Here is a 17,449-nt window from a genome sequence, read left to right on the forward strand (position 1 = left end):
GCTCCGAACCACGGCATGCCCTTCGGGGCAGTTGTAAGGCGGGATTTTCCCGCCGCTTGAAAATAGGAGAGGCCACATGGCCAAGAAACTTATTGGTAGCCTGAAGCTGCAAGTTAAAGCAGGCCAGGCCAACCCGTCCCCGCCCGTCGGCCCGGCCCTGGGTCAACGCGGCATCAACATCATGGAATTCTGCAAGGCGTTCAACGCCAAGACGCAGGAAATGGAGCCCGGCGCGCCGTGCCCGACCGTGATTTCCTACTACCAGGACAAATCCTTCACGATGGAAATCAAGACGCCCCCCGCGTCTTATTACCTCAAGAAGGCTGCAAGCCTGAAATCCGGCGCCAAACTCCCGGGCAAGGAAACCGTTGGTACGGTGACCATCGCTCAGGTGAAAGAAATCGCCGAAGCGAAAATGCGCGATCTGAACGCCAACGACATCGAAGGCGCAATGCAGATCATCCTGGGCTCCGCCCGCTCCATGGGCATCGAGGTTAAGTAAGATGGCAAAGTTCGGAAAACGCACCCGCGCCGTCCGCGAAGCCTTCGCTGGCAAAGAAGATCTGTCGGTTGAAGACGCCATCGCGCTGATCAAAGCCAACTCGAAGGTCAAGTTCGACGAGACCATCGAGATCGCGATGAACCTCGGCGTTGACCCGCGTCACGCAGACCAGATGGTCCGCGGCGTTGTCGGCCTGCCCAACGGCACCGGCAAAGACGTGCGCGTCGCAGTGTTCGCCCGTGGCGCGAAGGCTGATGAAGCCACCGCAGCTGGCGCAGACATCGTCGGCGCAGAAGACCTGATGGAAGCCATTCAGGGCGGCAAGATCGATTTCGATCGTTGCATCGCCACCCCGGACATGATGCCCGTCGTCGGTCGTCTCGGCAAGATCCTGGGCCCGCGCAACCTGATGCCGAACCCCAAGGTCGGCACCGTGACCATGGACGTCGCTGACGCCGTGAAAGCGGCCAAAGGCGGCGAAGTTCAGTTCAAAGCTGAAAAAGCCGGTGTTGTGCACGCAGGCGTTGGCAAAGTCTCCTTCGACGACGCCAAGCTGGCCGAAAACATCCGCGCGTTCGTGGATGCCGTTTCCAAGGCGAAACCGGCAGGCGCCAAAGGCTCCTACATGAAAAAAGTCTCGCTGAGCTCGACCATGGGTTCCGGCGTTTCGGTCGCGATCGAAAGTGCCACCGGCAACTGATTTTTTTCAGATCCAGTGAATTGAAAGGCGGAGTGCAAACTCCGCCTTTTTTTTGTCTCTCTGGCAGCGTGGTAGGCCTATTTTAGGGTGTTGCCCAAATAGTAGCTGCCTGACTGTTGCCCGAAGTCGTCGTTGTCTGGCGGGTCAATACCTAAAGGCGAATGCGCCTTGCTTTTAAACCTTGCAAGGCTACTAAATTCGGCAACGTTTTTGTGAGTCTTTTGATGAGAGTGGAGAAATGCTTGTCATGTTCGATTGTGTGAAAAGGGCTGGTCTGGCCGTTCTGGCGGGCGTGACAGTGATGACCGCAGCCGTGAACACGGCTTCTGCGCGCGACATTGGCAACGTGACGATGTTCGGCGCGGATACGGCCTTCATCCTGCCCCATGGTGCGATGTTTATCGGCGGCACACTATCGGATCCGCGCGGCGGCGTTGCCGGCAATGACATGGATGGTGACATTGCCTTCGGTGCCGGCTTCCTGAGCCCGACGGACTCCATCGGTCTGGAAGTCGATGTGAACATCACGGGGACTGACCCGATGTTCGATTCGGGTGCGCTGACCTTCAAGGCCTCCCGCGCGCTGTCGCTGCAACCCAACAGTGCCATCTTCGGCTCGGTCGCCGTGTCCAACGTGGCCGCCTGGGGGGATGCCAAGCTGGCAGACGAGCGCTGGAATGCGACGATCTCCGGGATGACCCAGATCGTGGGACCCAGCATCACGCACCCGATCATGTGGACCGTCGGTTACGGGTCCGATGCCGTTTTGCGCACGCCTGGCAGGTCGCTTGTTGATAGCGGCGTGTTCGCCGGTGTTGGCATCGGGGTCAACAAGTACTTCGGCGTTTCCGTGTCGGGCACCGAAAACCAGATGAACGCGGGTATCGGTATTTCTATTCCTGGTCTTGATGGTGTTGGTATCAGCTATGGCGTCAACGACATCACTGACCACATGGAACGTCGCCAGCAGCTGCTGAGCATCACCTTCACCAAGCTCAACGTTTTTAAAGGGTACTGACATGATGAAAAATATCGTCCGTTTCTCGGCCGTCGTCGCGCTGTCGCTGGCTGCAGTGTCGCCTGCCTTTGCTGGCGGGTCTTCCGTGGTGAATTCGACGGGCACCGCAACGAGTTCTCAGCTTGCAAGTTCAGGCGTTGTGACCGCGGCTTTTAGTGGTGCGGTCGTCGTCGCGCCTGGAGCGCCTGCAGGCATCAATTTCCAGTCGGCGTTTGTGGAATTCTATGGCTTTAATCCCGGTGAGCCTACAACGGCCTCTGCCCCTGATGCTGTGACGCTTAGTTTCGCTGAGTAAGCTCCCAACATCCATATTTTGAAAGCGCCGGGATCTTCCCGGCGTTTTCTTTTGCGGCAGGCGCTGACGCACTTTTCCCCTTCACATTCCCTTCGTCATTGTCTAAGACCGGCGACTGTTACGCTGCCGGGAGCGATTTCGGCGGCGGACGATTCGTCCGAGACGGTGGGTGAGGGCTCCGGCCTTCATAATTCCTGCCTGAGACGGGAAAAGACCAGATTTCTTCGGGTTTTGCGCAAGCGGCGCCCGGGGTGACCTTGGACGGACCCGTAAATGGACCCGAATGCCGGGACTCTTGTTCCGGCAAAACTGAGCCGGAGGGTCAAACCTCCCTACTTGGAGTGAAACTGTGGATAGAGCCCAGAAAGAGAAATTGGTCGACGAACTCGGCCAGATCTTCGAAAGCTCTGGCGTTGTTGTGGTTGCCCACTACACCGGCCTCACGGTTGCCGAAATGCAGGACCTACGTGCGCGCGCTCGCGACGCAGGTGGTTCCGTGCGTGTCGCCAAGAACAGGCTCGCCAAGATCGCCCTGGAAGGCAAGCCCTGCGCAAGCATCGCTAATTTCCTGACGGGCATGACCGTTATTACCTATTCCGAAGACCCCGTGGCAGCAGCCAAGGTGGCCGAGGATTTCGCCAAGACAAACAAGAAGTTTGAAATTCTTGGCGGCGCAATGGGTAACAACGCTCTGGACCGTGCCGGTGTTGAAGCCGTGTCGAAAATGCCGTCGCGTGAGGAGCTTATCGCTTCCATCGTCGGTTGCATCGGCGCACCCGCTTCCAACATTGCCGGTGCCATTGGCGCTCCTGCTTCGAACATCGCGTCCATCTTGTCTACAATCGAAGACAAGGCAGCCGCGTAAGCAACCCAGAGACCGGCGTAGGGTTGAACTCCCCATCGTTGGAACACATCTAGAGATACGGAAACAGTACAATGGCTGATCTGAAGAAACTGGCTGAAGAGATCGTCAACCTGACGCTGCTCGAAGCACAAGAACTGAAAACCATCCTGAAAGACGAGTACGGCATCGAGCCCGCAGCCGGTGGCGCCGTCATGATGGCTGGCCCGGCAGATGCCGGTGGCGCTGCTGAAGAAGAGCAAACCGAATTCAACGTTATCCTGAAATCGGCCGGCGCTTCCAAAATCAACGTCATCAAAGAAGTCCGCGCCATCACTGGCCTGGGCCTCAAAGAAGCCAAAGAGCTCGTTGAAGCTGGCGGCAAAGCTGTCAAAGAAGGCGTGTCGAAAGACGAAGCCGAAGACGTCAAAGCCAAGCTGGAAGCAGCTGGCGCAGAAGTCGAAGTCAAGTAATCTGCTCCGGGATATTCCCGGGTGTAAGATTTTTAAGGCTGGACGCGGGGTGACCCGCGTTCAGCCGAACCCGTCTCAGACAGGGCTTTAGCAAAAGCCTTGTCTAAGGCGAGGTTTAAGGATCGGGAGGTCACCCTTGGGAAGGTGGCCAGGCATGGATCCTAACCCCCTGTCTCGAAAGGGCGTGGTGCCGGAGCCCGACGGCATCGCCCCCGAATGAGAAACGAAAGGTGACTTCTGTCATGGCTCAGACCTTCCTTGGTCAGAAACGACTTCGCAAATACTACGGTAAGATTCGCGAAGTTCTCGAAATGCCGAACCTCATCGAGGTTCAGAAAAGCTCTTACGAACTCTTTCTGAAATCCGGAGACCAGATCGACCCCACCGACGGTGAGGGCATCAAAGGTGTCTTCCAGTCGGTATTCCCGATCAAGGATTTCAACGAGACCGCAGTTCTCGAATTCGTCAAATACGATCTGGAGCGTCCGAAGTACGACGTCGAAGAATGTATGCAGCGCGATATGACCTACAGCGCACCGCTGAAGGTGACCCTGCGTCTGATCGTGTTCGATATTGATGAAGATACCGGAAACAAATCCGTCAAGGACATCAAGGAACAGGACGTCTTCATGGGTGACATGCCCCTGATGACCCCGAACGGGACGTTCATCGTGAACGGCACCGAACGCGTGATCGTGTCCCAGATGCACCGTTCGCCGGGCGTGTTCTTTGACCACGACAAGGGCAAGACCCACTCCTCGGGCAAACTGCTGTTCGCCTGCCGCATCATTCCCTACCGCGGCTCCTGGCTGGACTTCGAGTTCGACGCCAAGGACATCGTCTTCGCCCGCATCGACCGCCGCCGCAAACTGCCGGTGACGACGCTGCTCTATGCCCTTGGCATGGATCAGGAAAGCATCATGGATGCCTACTACAAGACGGTGAACTTCACCTACCGTCGCGGCCAGGGCTGGGTCACCAAGTTCTTCCCGGAGCGCGTGCGTGGCACCCGTCCGACCTATGATCTGGTGGACGCCGACACCGGAGAGATCGTTGCCGAAGCCGGCAAGAAGATCACCCCGCGCGCCGTCAAGAAGATCGTCGACGAAGGCACTGTCGAGAACCTGCTGGTTCCGTTTGAACACATCGTTGGCAAGTTCGTCTCCAAGGACATCATCAACGAAGAAACCGGCGCGATCTATGTCGAAGCCGGTGACGAGCTGACGCTGGACTACGACAAGGCCGGTGACATCACGGGCGGCACCCTGCAGGATCTGCTGGAAGCCGGCATCACCGAGATTCCGGTGCTGGACATCGACAATATCAACGTCGGTCCCTACATGCGCAACACCATGGCGCAAGACAAGAACATGAACCGCAACACGGCGCTCATGGACATCTACCGCGTCATGCGTCCGGGCGAGCCGCCGACCGTCGAAGCCGCGTCGAACCTGTTCGACACGCTGTTCTTCGATAGCGAACGCTATGACCTCTCGGCCGTTGGCCGCGTTAAGATGAACATGCGCCTGGACCTCGAGAAGCCCGACACCCAGCGGACGCTGGATCGCGACGACATCGTTCAGTGCATCAAGGCACTGGTCGAACTGCGCGACGGCAAGGGCGACATCGACGACATCGACCACCTCGGCAACCGTCGTGTGCGTTCGGTTGGCGAACTGATGGAAAACCAGTACCGCGTCGGGCTGCTCCGCATGGAGCGCGCGATCAAGGAACGTATGTCCTCGGTCGAGATCGACACGGTGATGCCGCAGGATCTGATCAACGCCAAACCGGCAGCAGCGGCTGTGCGTGAATTCTTCGGCTCCTCGCAGCTGTCGCAGTTCATGGACCAGACCAACCCGCTGTCCGAGGTGACGCACAAGCGTCGTCTGTCGGCGCTTGGGCCGGGCGGTCTGACCCGCGAACGCGCAGGCTTTGAGGTGCGTGACGTTCACGCAACCCACTACGGCCGGATGTGCCCGATTGAAACGCCGGAAGGCCCGAACATCGGTCTGATCAACTCTCTCGCGACCTTCGCGCGCGTCAACAAGTATGGCTTCATCGAAACCCCGTACCGCACCGTCAAGGACGGCCAGGTCACGGACGAAGTGAACTACATGTCGGCGACCGAAGAACAGCGGCACGTGGTGGCGCAGGCCAACGCGACGCTGGACGAAAACGGCCGTCTGGTCGACGAAATGGTGAACACCCGTCAGGCGGGTGAATACACTCTGACGCCGATCGAAAACGTGGACCTGATCGACGTGTCGCCGAAACAGCTGGTTTCGGTCGCCGCTTCGCTGATCCCGTTCCTTGAAAACGACGATGCTAACCGCGCTCTCATGGGCTCGAACATGCAACGTCAGGCCGTTCCGCTGCTGCGGGCCGAGGCGCCGCTGGTCGGCACCGGGATCGAAGAAGTTGTCGCACGTGACTCCGGCGCGGCCATCATGGCCAAGCGGGCAGGGATCATCGACCAGGTTGATGCGCAGCGTATCGTTATTCGCGCCACGCATGATCTTGAGCTCGGCGATGCTGGCGTCGACATCTACCGCATGCGCAAGTTCCAGCGCTCGAACCAGAACACCTGCATCAACCAGCGCCCTCAGGTGAAGGTCGGTGATACGGTTGTGAAGGGCGAAGTGATTGCAGATGGTCCGTCCACCGATATGGGTGAACTGGCGCTCGGCAAGAACATCATCGTCGCGTTCATGCCCTGGAATGGCTACAACTACGAAGACTCGATCCTGATCTCCGAGCGGATTTCGCGCGATGACGTCTATACCTCGATCCACATCGAGGAATTTGAAGTCGCCGCACGGGACACCAAGCTCGGGCCGGAAGAGATCACCCGCGACATTCCCAACGTCGGTGAAGAAGCGCTGCGCAACCTCGATGAGGCTGGCATCGTCTACATCGGTGCGGATGTCGAACCGGGCGATATTCTGGTCGGCAAGATCACTCCGAAGGGCGAAAGCCCGATGACGCCGGAAGAAAAGCTCCTCCGCGCCATCTTCGGTGAAAAGGCATCGGACGTCCGTGACACCTCGCTTCGTGTGAAGCCGGGCGATTACGGTACCGTTGTCGAGGTCCGCGTCTTCAACCGTCACGGCGTCGAAAAAGACGAACGTGCGCTGCAGATCGAGCGTGAAGAAGTCGAACGTCTGTCGCGTGACCGCGACGATGAGCTCGCCATTCTGGATCGCAACATCTACGCCCGTCTGAAAGACATGATCCTGGGCAAGGTGGCTGTCAAAGGCCCCCGTGGCATCAAGGTCGGGTCGGAAATCACCGAAGAACTGCTCGGCACCATGTCGCGCGGTCAGTGGTGGCAGCTGGCGATCGAAGACGATCACGAAGCCAAGATCGTCGAAGCCCTGAACGAGCAGTACGAGGTGCAGAAACGCGCCCTGGATGCCCGCTTTGAGGACAAGGTCGAGAAAGTCCGTCGTGGCGACGATCTGCCGCCGGGTGTGATGAAGATGGTCAAGGTCTTCATCGCCGTGAAGCGCAAGCTTCAGCCGGGTGACAAGATGGCCGGTCGTCACGGTAACAAAGGTGTGGTGTCGCGCGTCGTCCCGATGGAAGACATGCCGTTCCTCGCCGATGGTACCCCCGTCGACTTCTGCCTCAACCCGCTGGGCGTGCCGTCGCGCATGAACGTCGGTCAGATCCTTGAAACCCACATGGGTTGGGCCGCACGTGGCCTTGGCATCAAGATCGACGACGCCTTGGGTGATTATCGCCGCTCCGGCGACATGACCCCCGTGCGCGAAGCGCTGCGCATCGCTTATGGCGATGACGTCTACGAGGAAGGCTTCGCCCATATGGAAGAAGCCCAGATCCTCGAGGCCGCAGGCAACGTCACACGCGGTGTGCCGATCGCAACGCCGGTCTTCGATGGTGCCAAAGAGGCAGACGTGAACGATGCGCTGACGCGCGCCGGTTTCGACACCTCGGGTCAGTCGATCCTGTTTGACGGCCGCACGGGCGAGCAGTTTGCACGTCCCGTCACCGTCGGCATGAAGTACCTGCTGAAACTGCACCACCTGGTTGACGACAAGATCCACGCGCGTTCGACCGGCCCGTACTCCCTCGTCACGCAGCAGCCGCTGGGTGGTAAGGCACAGTTCGGTGGTCAGCGCTTCGGTGAGATGGAAGTCTGGGCTCTGGAAGCTTACGGCGCCGCCTACACGCTGCAGGAAATGCTGACCGTGAAGTCGGATGACGTGGCAGGCCGGACCAAGGTCTATGAAAGCATCGTCAAGGGCGAGGACAACTATGAGGCCGGTGTGCCTGAATCCTTCAACGTTCTCGTGAAGGAAGTCCGCGGCCTCGGCCTGAACATGGAACTCCTGGACGCGGAGGACGAGGAATAAGGGCCTTCCAGCCACCGCGCGGGCATCGACCCGCGCGGCTCCTCACCTCCAAGCCCTGTCTATTTAGGAAGACGACATGAACCAGGAACTGACGAACAACCCGTTCAACCCACTGACCCCGCCGAAGGTTTTCGACGAGATCAAGGTATCCCTGGCCTCCCCCGAACGGATCCTCTCGTGGTCCTACGGCGAGATCAAGAAACCCGAAACCATCAACTACCGGACCTATAAGCCCGAGCGCGACGGCCTGTTCTGCGCCCGGATCTTTGGCCCGATCAAAGACTACGAATGCCTCTGCGGCAAATACAAGCGGATGAAGTATCGCGGCGTTGTCTGCGAGAAATGCGGCGTCGAAGTCACGCTGCAAAAAGTCCGCCGTGAGCGTATGGGCCACATCGAACTGGCGTCGCCGGTTGCGCACATCTGGTTCCTCAAGTCGCTGCCCTCGCGCATCGGCCTGATGCTGGACATGACCCTGCGCGATCTGGAGCGGGTTCTCTACTTCGAGAACTACGTCGTGATCGAACCCGGTCTGACGGACCTCACCTACGGTCAGATGATGACCGAAGAAGAGTTCATGGACGCTCAGGACACCTTCGGCATGGACGCCTTCACGGCGAACATCGGCGCCGAGGCCATCCGTGAGATGCTGGCACAGATCGACCTCGAGTCCGAGGCCGAGAACCTGCGCGCAGAGCTCGCCGAAGCCACTGGCGAACTGAAGCCCAAGAAGATCATCAAGCGCCTGAAGGTGGTTGAAAGCTTCCTGGAATCCGGCAACCGCCCGGAATGGATGGTCCTGACCGTGATCCCCGTGATCCCGCCCGAGCTGCGCCCGCTGGTGCCGCTGGACGGTGGCCGCTTTGCGACCTCGGATCTCAACGACCTGTATCGCCGGGTCATCAACCGCAACAACCGTCTGAAGCGTCTGATCGACCTTCGTGCGCCCGACATCATCGTGCGCAACGAAAAGCGGATGCTGCAGGAATCCGTCGACGCCCTGTTCGACAACGGCCGTCGTGGCCGCGTGATCACCGGCGCCAACAAGCGCCCGCTGAAATCGCTGTCGGACATGCTGAAGGGTAAGCACGGTCGCTTCCGTCAGAACCTTTTGGGCAAGCGCGTCGACTTCTCGGGTCGTTCGGTCATTGTGACCGGCCCCGAGCTGAAGTTGCACCAGTGCGGTCTGCCCAAGAAGATGGCGCTCGAGCTGTTCAAGCCGTTCATCTATTCGCGTCTTGAAGCGAAGGGCCTGTCCTCCACGGTCAAGCAAGCCAAGAAGCTGGTCGAAAAAGAGCGTCCCGAAGTCTGGGATATCCTTGACGAGGTCATCCGCGAGCACCCGGTTCTGCTGAACCGCGCGCCCACGCTGCACCGTCTTGGCATCCAGGCGTTCGAGCCGATCCTGATCGAAGGTAAAGCCATCCAGCTGCACCCGCTCGTCTGCTCGGCTTTCAACGCCGACTTCGACGGTGACCAGATGGCTGTGCACGTCCCGCTGAGCCTTGAGGCCCAGTTGGAAGCGCGCGTTCTGATGATGTCGACGAACAACGTTCTGTCGCCTGCCAACGGCGCACCGATCATCGTTCCGTCGCAGGATATGATCTTGGGTCTCTACTACACGACCATCATGCGTCAGGGCATGAAGGGCGAAGGCATGATCTTCTCGTCGATCGACGAGGTGCAATACGCGCTGGATACCGGCACCGTACACCTGCACACCAAGATCATCGCCCGCGTTCCGCAGATCGACGAAGAAGGCAACGAGATCGTCAAGCGTTACGAGACGACCCCCGGTCGTGTCCGCCTTGGTTCCTTGCTGCCGATGAACGCAAAAGCACCGTTCGAGCTGGTCAACCGTCTGCTGCGCAAACGCGAAGTTCAGCAGATCATTGACACGGTTTACCGGTATTGCGGTCAGAAAGAGTCCGTCATCTTCTGTGACCAGATCATGACCATGGGCTTCCGTGAAGCGTTCAAGGCCGGCATTTCCTTCGGCAAGGACGACATGGTTGTACCGGAATCGAAATGGCCGATCGTGGAAGAGACCCGCGATCAGGTGAAAGACTTCGAACAGCAGTACATGGACGGCCTGATCACTCAGGGTGAAAAGTACAACAAGGTTGTCGATGCCTGGTCCAAGTGCAACGACAAGGTCACCGATGCCATGATGACCACCATTTCGTCGGTGAAATACGACGAAGATGGCGCTGAAATGGAGCCGAACTCGGTCTACATGATGGCGCACTCCGGTGCACGTGGCTCGGTCACCCAGATGAAGCAGCTGGGCGGGATGCGCGGCCTGATGGCGAAGCCGAACGGCGACATCATCGAGACCCCGATCATCTCGAACTTTAAAGAAGGTCTGACCGTTCTCGAGTACTTCAACTCGACCCACGGTGCCCGTAAGGGTCTGTCGGATACCGCTCTGAAGACAGCGAACTCGGGTTACCTGACCCGTCGTCTGGTGGACGTTGCGCAAGATTGCATCATCCGCGAACATGACTGCGGCACCGACCGCGCGATCACCGTCAGCAACGCCGTCAACGATGGCGAAGTTGTGGCGACGATCGGCGAACGGATCCTTGGTCGTGTGACGGCCGATGACGTGCTGCGCCCCGGCACAGAAGAGGTCATCTGCAAGAAGGGTCATCTGATCGACGAACGCATGGCGGATCTGATTCAGGACGCTGGTGTCCAGTCGTTCCGCATCCGCTCGCCGCTGACCTGCGAAGCCGGTGATGGCGTTTGCGCGGCCTGCTACGGTCGTGACCTTGCACGCGGCACGATGGTCAACCAGGGCGAAGCTGTCGGTATCATCGCGGCTCAGTCCATCGGTGAACCCGGCACACAGCTGACGATGCGGACCTTCCACATCGGCGGCGTTGCGCAGGGTGGCCAGCAGTCCTTCCTCGAGGCCTCCTCGGACGGTGTCGTTGAATTCGAAAACGCCACGCTGCTTGAAAACGCAGCCGGCGACATGCTCATCATGGGTCGGAACATGAAGCTCCGCATCATGGACGAGCATGGCGAAGAACGCGCCAGCCACAAGCTGGGCTACGGTACCAAGCTGTTCGTCAAGCACGGCGAGACCATCAAGCGCGGCACCAAGATGTTCGAATGGGATCCCTACACCCTGCCGATCATCGCGGAAAAAAGCGGTACGGCCCGTTATGTCGACCTGATCGCCGGTATCGCTCTGCGCGAAGACACAGACGATGCGACAGGCATGACCCAGAAGATCGTTTCGGACTGGCGCGCTGCCCCCAAAGGCAACGAGCTCAAGCCCGAGATCATCGTGGTCGATGCTGATGGCGAACCGGTCCGCACAGACAGCGGCAACCCGGTGACCTACCCGATGTCGGTGGACGCGATCCTTTCGGTCGAAGATGGCCAGGAGATCCGTGCAGGTGACGTTGTGGCGCGTATCCCGCGGGAAGGCGCGAAGACGAAGGACATCACCGGTGGTCTGCCGCGTGTGGCCGAACTCTTCGAGGCCCGTCGTCCCAAGGACCACGCCATCATCGCCGAGATCGACGGTTACGTCCGCTTTGGTCGCGACTACAAGAACAAGCGCCGGATCACGATCGAGCCTGCGGATGACACCAAAGAGCCCGTGGAATACATGGTGCCGAAGGGTAAACACATCCCGGTTCAGGAAGGCGACTTCGTTCAGAAAGGCGACTACATCATGGACGGCAACCCTGCGCCGCATGACATCCTTGCCATTATGGGTGTCGAAGCGCTGGCGAACTACATGATCGACGAAGTCCAGGACGTCTATCGTCTGCAGGGCGTGAAAATCAACGACAAGCACGTTGAGGTTATCGTCCGTCAGATGCTGCAGAAGTGGGAAATCACCGACAGCGGCCAGACGACGCTGCTGAAGGGCGAACACGTCGACAAGATCGAATTCGATCAGGCCAACGAGAAAGCCGAACTGAAGGGCTTCCGTCCTGCTTCGGGCCAGCCGATCCTTCTCGGGATCACCAAGGCCTCGCTGCAGACGCGCTCCTTCATCTCTGCCGCCTCGTTCCAGGAAACGACCCGCGTCCTTACCGAAGCTTCGGTTCAGGGCAAACGCGACAAGCTGGTCGGTCTGAAAGAGAACGTGATCGTCGGGCGTCTGATCCCGGCCGGGACCGGTGGGGCCACCATGAAGGTGCGCCGCGTTGCAACCGACCGCGACAACGTCGTGCTGGAAGCCCGTCGGGACGAAGCCGAAGCCGCCGCAGCGCTGGCTGCTCCGGTCAAGAAAGAGGTCGCGGGTGGTGACGCCTTTGATCCTTTCGCGCCCAAGGCTGACACGCAGGACTGATCGTCCGATCTATCTTGATTTGGAGAAGGCCCCCGGTTTCGGGGGCCTTTTTCGTTTGTGCCTCCCGCAGCGGCTGCACCGGGGCGCAGCAGTGCGCCGGGGCAGGGGGGCCGGGCCCGTGAAGAGTGGGCACTGATCCGGTCGCCGGGCAGGGCGCTCAGCGGCTCTCTGGGGACAACACCTTTTCAAATCCGCGCGCCTGTATCATGTGTGCGGACAGGAACCGTCAGGGAAGGCCCGAGACAATGACCGACAACGTGAAGGCCGCGCTGCTGATGATGGGGGCGCTGGCCATGCTGGCGCTGAACGACACCGCCATCAAGACCATGGCGCTGACCATCCCGCTGTTCCAGATCGTCGTGCTGCGCAACGGTGTGACGACGCTGGCGCTTGGCTTCTCGATCCTGCGCGGCGGCAAGCTGCCCAGGCTGTCGCGCCGTGATCTCGCCCTGTCGTTGCTGCGCGGCGTGGGCGAGGTCGGGGCGGCCTACTTCTATCTGATCGCGCTGGTGGCCATGCCCTTTGCCAATGTCGTGGCGATCCTGCAATCCGCGCCTCTGGTGGTCACGCTGGCGGCGGCGCTGTTCCTGGGCGAGAAGGTCGGCTGGCGGCGTCTGTCGGCGATCCTTGTCGGTTTTGTCGGGGTGCTGCTGATCGTGCGCCCGGGCACCGAGGGCTTTGACATCTTCGCGCTGGACGTCCTGATCTCGGTCGGCTTCATCACCCTGCGCGATCTGGCAACCCGGCGGCTGTCGCGCGAGGCGCCGGCGATGACCGTCACGGCCATCACCTCCTCCATGGTGCTGGCCTTCTTCGTGGTGCTGGGGCTGGACGAGCCCTGGGTGCCGATGTCCGCCTGGTCGATCGTGCTGACCTTCGTGGCGGCGGGTTTCGTGCTCGGCTCCTACCTCACGACGATTCAGGCGATGCGCATCGGAGAGATCTCCTTCGTGTCGCCGTTCCGCTACACCAGCCTGCTCTGGGCGCTGCTGCTGGGCTTCGTGCTGTTCGGAGAGTGGCCTCAGGCGTTGACGCTGATCGGGGCGGCCATCGTCGTGGCCTCAGGTCTGTTCACCCTGTACCGCGAACGCAAGACCGGACAGCCGGTGCCACAGGGCCCCGAGGTCATCCAGGCGCTCGAATCCAGGCCGTAAAACGCACCTACCGGTTACCGACGCAATACCGACCGGATACCGACATGCCGTTCAGGCCCCGAATTGAGCGCCGCTGGCGGCCCGGCGTCGGCTGACGCCCTCCTGCGCGCGCCCAGTCATGCCCCTGCCTGTGGACCCCGCTGCAGGCCCTGCGGCGGGCGTGACTTTCGCTTGATCACCGCGGCATTCGCCACTAAACGGCGGGCGTTACCAGAGTCTTGCAGCCGCAGGGCAGGCGGCCAGCCCGCCGCACCCTGTCTGTGGCGCCCCGTATGGCCGCTGAGCCCTGCGCCGAGGCGCCTGAAGCTGCAGCAATCCTTGGCCTTGTGGGCGGGCGCAAACTTCACCTCTTGTTGACAACCCCCACGACTCCCCCTATACGCGCCCCAATCAGGCGAGGGGGCCGCCCCTTTGCCTTCCAGGTTTGAAGTGGTCAAGATCCGGGTTAACCACCCCGATCCTCTGGAAAACCCACCGCGTCGTTCCCCGTGTACGAGGGGACGGATGCGGTTTTTTACGTTGCGCGCAATGCGCGGCGAATGTTTCTCAGCCCTCTTGTGGCTGGGGGACGGGCCCGTGAAAGCGCGCTCACGAACCCGGTTCGGGCGGACGCGCCAGGGACCATCGGAAGGAAACTCGCATGGGGACACGGCCCCTCATGCAACACATGTGTTAGAGACGGGAAAAGAACCCTATGCCTACGATCCAGCAGCTGATCCGCAAGCCGCGGCAGCCCAAAGTCAAACGCTCGAAGTCGATGCACCTGGAACAATGCCCGCAGAAGCGCGGCGTTTGTACCCGGGTTTACACGACCACACCGAAGAAACCGAACTCGGCTATGCGGAAAGTCGCCAAAGTGCGCCTGACCAATGGTTTCGAGGTCATTTCCTACATCCCCGGTGAAAGCCACAACCTGCAAGAGCACTCCGTTGTGCTGATCCGCGGCGGCCGGGTAAAAGACCTTCCGGGTGTCCGTTACCACATCCTGCGCGGTGTTCTGGATACCCATGGCGTCAAAGATCGTAAGCAACGTCGTTCGAAATACGGCGCGAAGCGTCCGAAGTAAGAGGATTAACAGATGTCCCGTCGTCACGCCGCCGAGAAGCGCGAAATTCTGCCCGATGCCAAGTATGGCGATCGGGTTCTGACAAAGTTCATGAACAACCTGATGGTCGACGGCAAGAAGTCGATCGCAGAGAAAATCGTCTACAACGCGCTTGGTCGCGTCGAAGACAAGGTGAAGCGCGCGCCCGTGGAAATCTTCCACGAAGCTCTCGACAACATCAAACCCTCGGTCGAAGTCCGTTCGCGCCGTGTGGGTGGTGCCACCTACCAGGTACCCGTCGAAGTGCGCCCCGAGCGTCGCGAAGCTCTGGCCATCCGCTGGCTGATCAACGCGTCCCGCGCCCGTAACGAAAACACCATGGAAGAGCGTCTGGCGGGTGAACTGCTCGATGCTGTGAACTCGCGCGGCTCTGCCGTCAAAAAACGCGAAGACACCCACAAGATGGCCGACGCGAACAAAGCGTTCAGCCATTACCGCTGGTAATCCATTCCACAAAGGCTGCACATTATGGCACGCGATTATCCCCTCGAACGCTACCGGAACTTCGGCATCATGGCTCACATTGATGCTGGTAAAACGACTTGTTCCGAGCGGATCCTGTACTACACCGGCAAATCCCACAACATCGGTGAGGTGCACGATGGTGCAGCCACCATGGACTGGATGGAGCAGGAACAGGAACGCGGCATCACGATCACTTCCGCAGCCACAACGACGTTCTGGCAGTGGCAGGAAGATCCGACCGCTGAAGGTACCTACGACACCAAGTACCGCATGAACATCATCGACACCCCCGGCCACGTCGACTTCACCATCGAAGTCGAACGTTCGCTGGCGGTTCTCGACGGTGCCGTCTGCGTGCTCGACGCCAACGCCGGTGTTGAGCCCCAGACCGAAACCGTGTGGCGCCAAGCAGACCGTTACAAGGTTCCGCGGATCGTGTTCGTCAACAAGATGGACAAGATCGGCGCAGACTTCTTCAACTGCGTGAAGATGGTTGCTGACCGTACTGGCGCGATCCCGGCACCGATCCAGATTCCGATCGGCTCCGAGACCGAGCTTGAGGGCATGATCGACCTCGTGACCATGGAAGAATGGGTCTGGAAAGGCGAAGATCTGGGCGCGTCCTGGGTTCGTCAGCCGATCCGTGAAGACCTGCAGGACCTCGCCGACGAATGGCGTGCCAACCTGATCGAATGCGCCGTCGAAATGGACGACGGAGCCATGGAAGACTACCTGGAAGGCAAAGAGCCCGATATCGCTTCGCTGCGTGCTCTGATCCGCAAGGGTACTCTGGCTCTGGCGTTCGTTCCGGTTCTCTGTGGTTCGGCATTCAAAAACAAAGGTGTGCAGCCCCTGCTGAACGCCGTTGTCGATTACCTGCCCAGCCCGATGGACGTTGTCGACTACATGGGCTTCCGCCCCGGTGATGAAACGGAAACCCGTGACCTGCCGCGTCGTGCCGATGACAACATGCCCTTTGCTGGCCTTGCGTTCAAAATCATGAACGACCCCTTTGTCGGTTCGCTGACCTTCGTGCGCGTTTACTCGGGCATGCTGAAAAAAGGCGACTCGCTTCAGAACTCGACCAAGGGCAAAAAAGAGCGCGTCGGTCGTATGATGATGATGCACTCGAACAACCGCGAAGAGATCGAAGAAGCGTTCTCGGGCGACATCATCGCGCTGGCCGGTCTGAAGGACACCACCACTGGGGATACCCTGTGCGATCCTAAAGATCCGGTGGTTCTGGAAACGATGACCTTCCCCGATCCAGTGATCGAGATCGCCGTCGAACCCAAAACCAAGGGCGACCAAGAAAAGATGTCGGCGGGCCTTGCTCGTCTGGCGGCTGAAGATCCTTCCTTCCGGGTGGAGACCGACCTCGAGTCCGGTCAGACCATCATGAAGGGCATGGGCGAACTTCACCTCGACATCCTGGTTGATCGTCTGCGTCGCGAGTTCAAGGTCGAAGCCAACATCGGTGCCCCGCAAGTGGCATACCGTGAAACGATTTCGAAGCAGGTCGAGCACACCTACACCCACAAGAAACAGTCGGGTGGTTCGGGTCAGTTCGGTGAGGTCAAGCTGATCATCACACCGACAGAGCCGGGCGAAGGTTACTCGTTCGAGAGCAAGATCGTTGGTGGTTCGGTGCCCAAGGAATACGTTCCCGGCGTCGAAAAAGGGATCAAGTCGGTCATGGACTCCGGTCCGTTGGCAGGCTTCCCGGTCATTGACTTCAAGGTTGCGCTGATCGACGGTAAGTTCCACGACGTTGACTCCTCCGTTCTGGCGTTCGAGATCGCTGCACGTATGTGCATGCGTGAAGGGATGCGTAAGGCCGGTGCGAAACTGCTCGAACCGATCATGAAAGTCGAAGTGATCACCCCGGAAGAATACACCGGCGGGATCATCGGCGACCTGACCTCGCGTCGCGGTCAGGTAACGGGCCAAGAAAACCGCGGCAATGCCGTGGCGATCGACTGCTTCGTGCCGCTGGCCAACATGTTCGGCTACATCAACACTCTGCGTTCCATGTCTTCGGGCCGCGCACAGTTCACGATGCAGTTCGACCACTACGATCCGGTTCCGTCGAACATCTCGGACGAGATCCAGAAGAAATACGCTTAACGGGAAGGCGGGGAGTACCCCGCCCTACCCACATTCCGTAGGGCGGGGACACCCCGCCACCCGACAAGACAA

General features: G+C 59.7%; 12 protein-coding genes. All 12 read left to right on the forward strand.

All coding sequences use genetic code 11. The annotated features are described in order from the left end of the window. Positions 1 to 76 precede the first annotated feature (76 nt). The 12 genes from rplK to fusA all read left to right on the forward strand — a co-directional run bounded on the left by rplK (position 77) and on the right by fusA (position 17,377). Positions 77 to 502: a 50S ribosomal protein L11 gene (gene rplK, locus F3W81_RS19565; protein ID WP_193081183.1), complete on the forward strand. Its 426-nt coding sequence runs from the start codon at positions 77 to 79 to the stop codon at positions 500 to 502. Between the two features lies 1 nt (position 503). After that, the gene (gene rplA, locus F3W81_RS19570; protein ID WP_193081185.1) at positions 504 to 1,202 is read left to right on the forward strand and encodes a 50S ribosomal protein L1; all 699 of its coding nucleotides are present in this window, start codon (positions 504 to 506) and stop codon (positions 1,200 to 1,202) included. Positions 1,203 to 1,440: 238 nt separating this feature from the next. After that, positions 1,441 to 2,220: a hypothetical protein gene (locus tag F3W81_RS19575; protein WP_193081186.1), complete on the forward strand. Its 780-nt coding sequence runs from the start codon at positions 1,441 to 1,443 to the stop codon at positions 2,218 to 2,220. A gap of 1 nt (position 2,221) precedes the next feature. Then, positions 2,222 to 2,515 carry a hypothetical protein gene (locus tag F3W81_RS19580; RefSeq protein WP_193081188.1) on the forward strand — a complete coding sequence of 98 codons (294 nt, stop codon included), beginning with the start codon at positions 2,222 to 2,224 and terminating at the stop codon, positions 2,513 to 2,515. 349 nt (positions 2,516 to 2,864) lie between these two features. Further along, on the forward strand, positions 2,865 to 3,380 hold the full coding sequence (rplJ, locus tag F3W81_RS19585) for a 50S ribosomal protein L10 (RefSeq protein ID WP_193081190.1): 516 nt from the start codon (positions 2,865 to 2,867) through the stop codon (positions 3,378 to 3,380). A gap of 71 nt (positions 3,381 to 3,451) precedes the next feature. Continuing rightward, complete coding sequence (gene rplL / locus F3W81_RS19590; protein WP_119400750.1) at positions 3,452 to 3,829, forward strand: 50S ribosomal protein L7/L12; 378 nt, start codon at positions 3,452 to 3,454, stop codon at positions 3,827 to 3,829. A gap of 242 nt (positions 3,830 to 4,071) precedes the next feature. Then, positions 4,072 to 8,208 (forward strand): DNA-directed RNA polymerase subunit beta, encoded by a 4,137-nt coding sequence (rpoB, locus tag F3W81_RS19595; RefSeq protein ID WP_193081192.1) that lies wholly within the window; start codon positions 4,072 to 4,074, stop codon positions 8,206 to 8,208. Between the two features lie 76 nt (positions 8,209 to 8,284). Then, positions 8,285 to 12,526 carry a DNA-directed RNA polymerase subunit beta' gene (gene rpoC, locus F3W81_RS19600; RefSeq protein ID WP_193081194.1) on the forward strand — a complete coding sequence of 1,414 codons (4,242 nt, stop codon included), beginning with the start codon at positions 8,285 to 8,287 and terminating at the stop codon, positions 12,524 to 12,526. Positions 12,527 to 12,771: 245 nt separating this feature from the next. Then, on the forward strand, positions 12,772 to 13,680 hold the full coding sequence (locus F3W81_RS19605; RefSeq protein WP_193081196.1) for a DMT family transporter: 909 nt from the start codon (positions 12,772 to 12,774) through the stop codon (positions 13,678 to 13,680). Between the two features lie 694 nt (positions 13,681 to 14,374). Continuing rightward, a complete protein-coding gene (rpsL, locus tag F3W81_RS19610; protein ID WP_160897199.1) occupies positions 14,375 to 14,746 on the forward strand; it encodes a 30S ribosomal protein S12 in 372 nt (123 codons plus the stop codon). A 12-nt stretch (positions 14,747 to 14,758) separates the two neighbouring features. Then, entirely contained in the window at positions 14,759 to 15,229 is a 471-nt protein-coding gene (gene rpsG, locus F3W81_RS19615; protein ID WP_193081197.1) for a 30S ribosomal protein S7, read from the forward strand. A gap of 24 nt (positions 15,230 to 15,253) precedes the next feature. Beyond that, positions 15,254 to 17,377, forward strand: a complete 2,124-nt coding sequence (gene fusA, locus F3W81_RS19620; RefSeq protein ID WP_193081199.1) for an elongation factor G — start codon at positions 15,254 to 15,256, stop codon at positions 17,375 to 17,377. The last annotated feature ends 72 nt before the right edge of the window (positions 17,378 to 17,449 follow it).

Origin of the sequence: Pseudooceanicola spongiae (assembly GCF_014899185.1) — a bacterium.
GTDB classification, from domain to species: domain Bacteria; phylum Pseudomonadota; class Alphaproteobacteria; order Rhodobacterales; family Rhodobacteraceae; genus Pseudooceanicola; species Pseudooceanicola spongiae.

Excerpts from the sequence above, each read along its gene's own strand:
- rplK (WP_193081183.1), top strand. The coding sequence starts at position 77 with ATGGCCAAGAAACTTATTGGTAGCCTGAAGCTGCAAGTTAAAGCAGGC.
- rplA (WP_193081185.1), top strand. The coding sequence starts at position 504 with ATGGCAAAGTTCGGAAAACGCACCCGCGCCGTCCGCGAAGCCTTCGCT.
- F3W81_RS19575 (WP_193081186.1), top strand. The coding sequence starts at position 1,441 with ATGCTTGTCATGTTCGATTGTGTGAAAAGGGCTGGTCTGGCCGTTCTG.
- F3W81_RS19580 (WP_193081188.1), top strand. The coding sequence starts at position 2,222 with ATGATGAAAAATATCGTCCGTTTCTCGGCCGTCGTCGCGCTGTCGCTG.
- rplL (WP_119400750.1), top strand. The coding sequence starts at position 3,452 with ATGGCTGATCTGAAGAAACTGGCTGAAGAGATCGTCAACCTGACGCTG.
- rpoB (WP_193081192.1), top strand. The coding sequence starts at position 4,072 with ATGGCTCAGACCTTCCTTGGTCAGAAACGACTTCGCAAATACTACGGT.
- rpoC (WP_193081194.1), top strand. The coding sequence starts at position 8,285 with ATGAACCAGGAACTGACGAACAACCCGTTCAACCCACTGACCCCGCCG.
- F3W81_RS19605 (WP_193081196.1), top strand. The coding sequence starts at position 12,772 with ATGACCGACAACGTGAAGGCCGCGCTGCTGATGATGGGGGCGCTGGCC.
- rpsL (WP_160897199.1), top strand. The coding sequence starts at position 14,375 with ATGCCTACGATCCAGCAGCTGATCCGCAAGCCGCGGCAGCCCAAAGTC.
- rpsG (WP_193081197.1), top strand. The coding sequence starts at position 14,759 with ATGTCCCGTCGTCACGCCGCCGAGAAGCGCGAAATTCTGCCCGATGCC.
- fusA (WP_193081199.1), top strand. The coding sequence starts at position 15,254 with ATGGCACGCGATTATCCCCTCGAACGCTACCGGAACTTCGGCATCATG.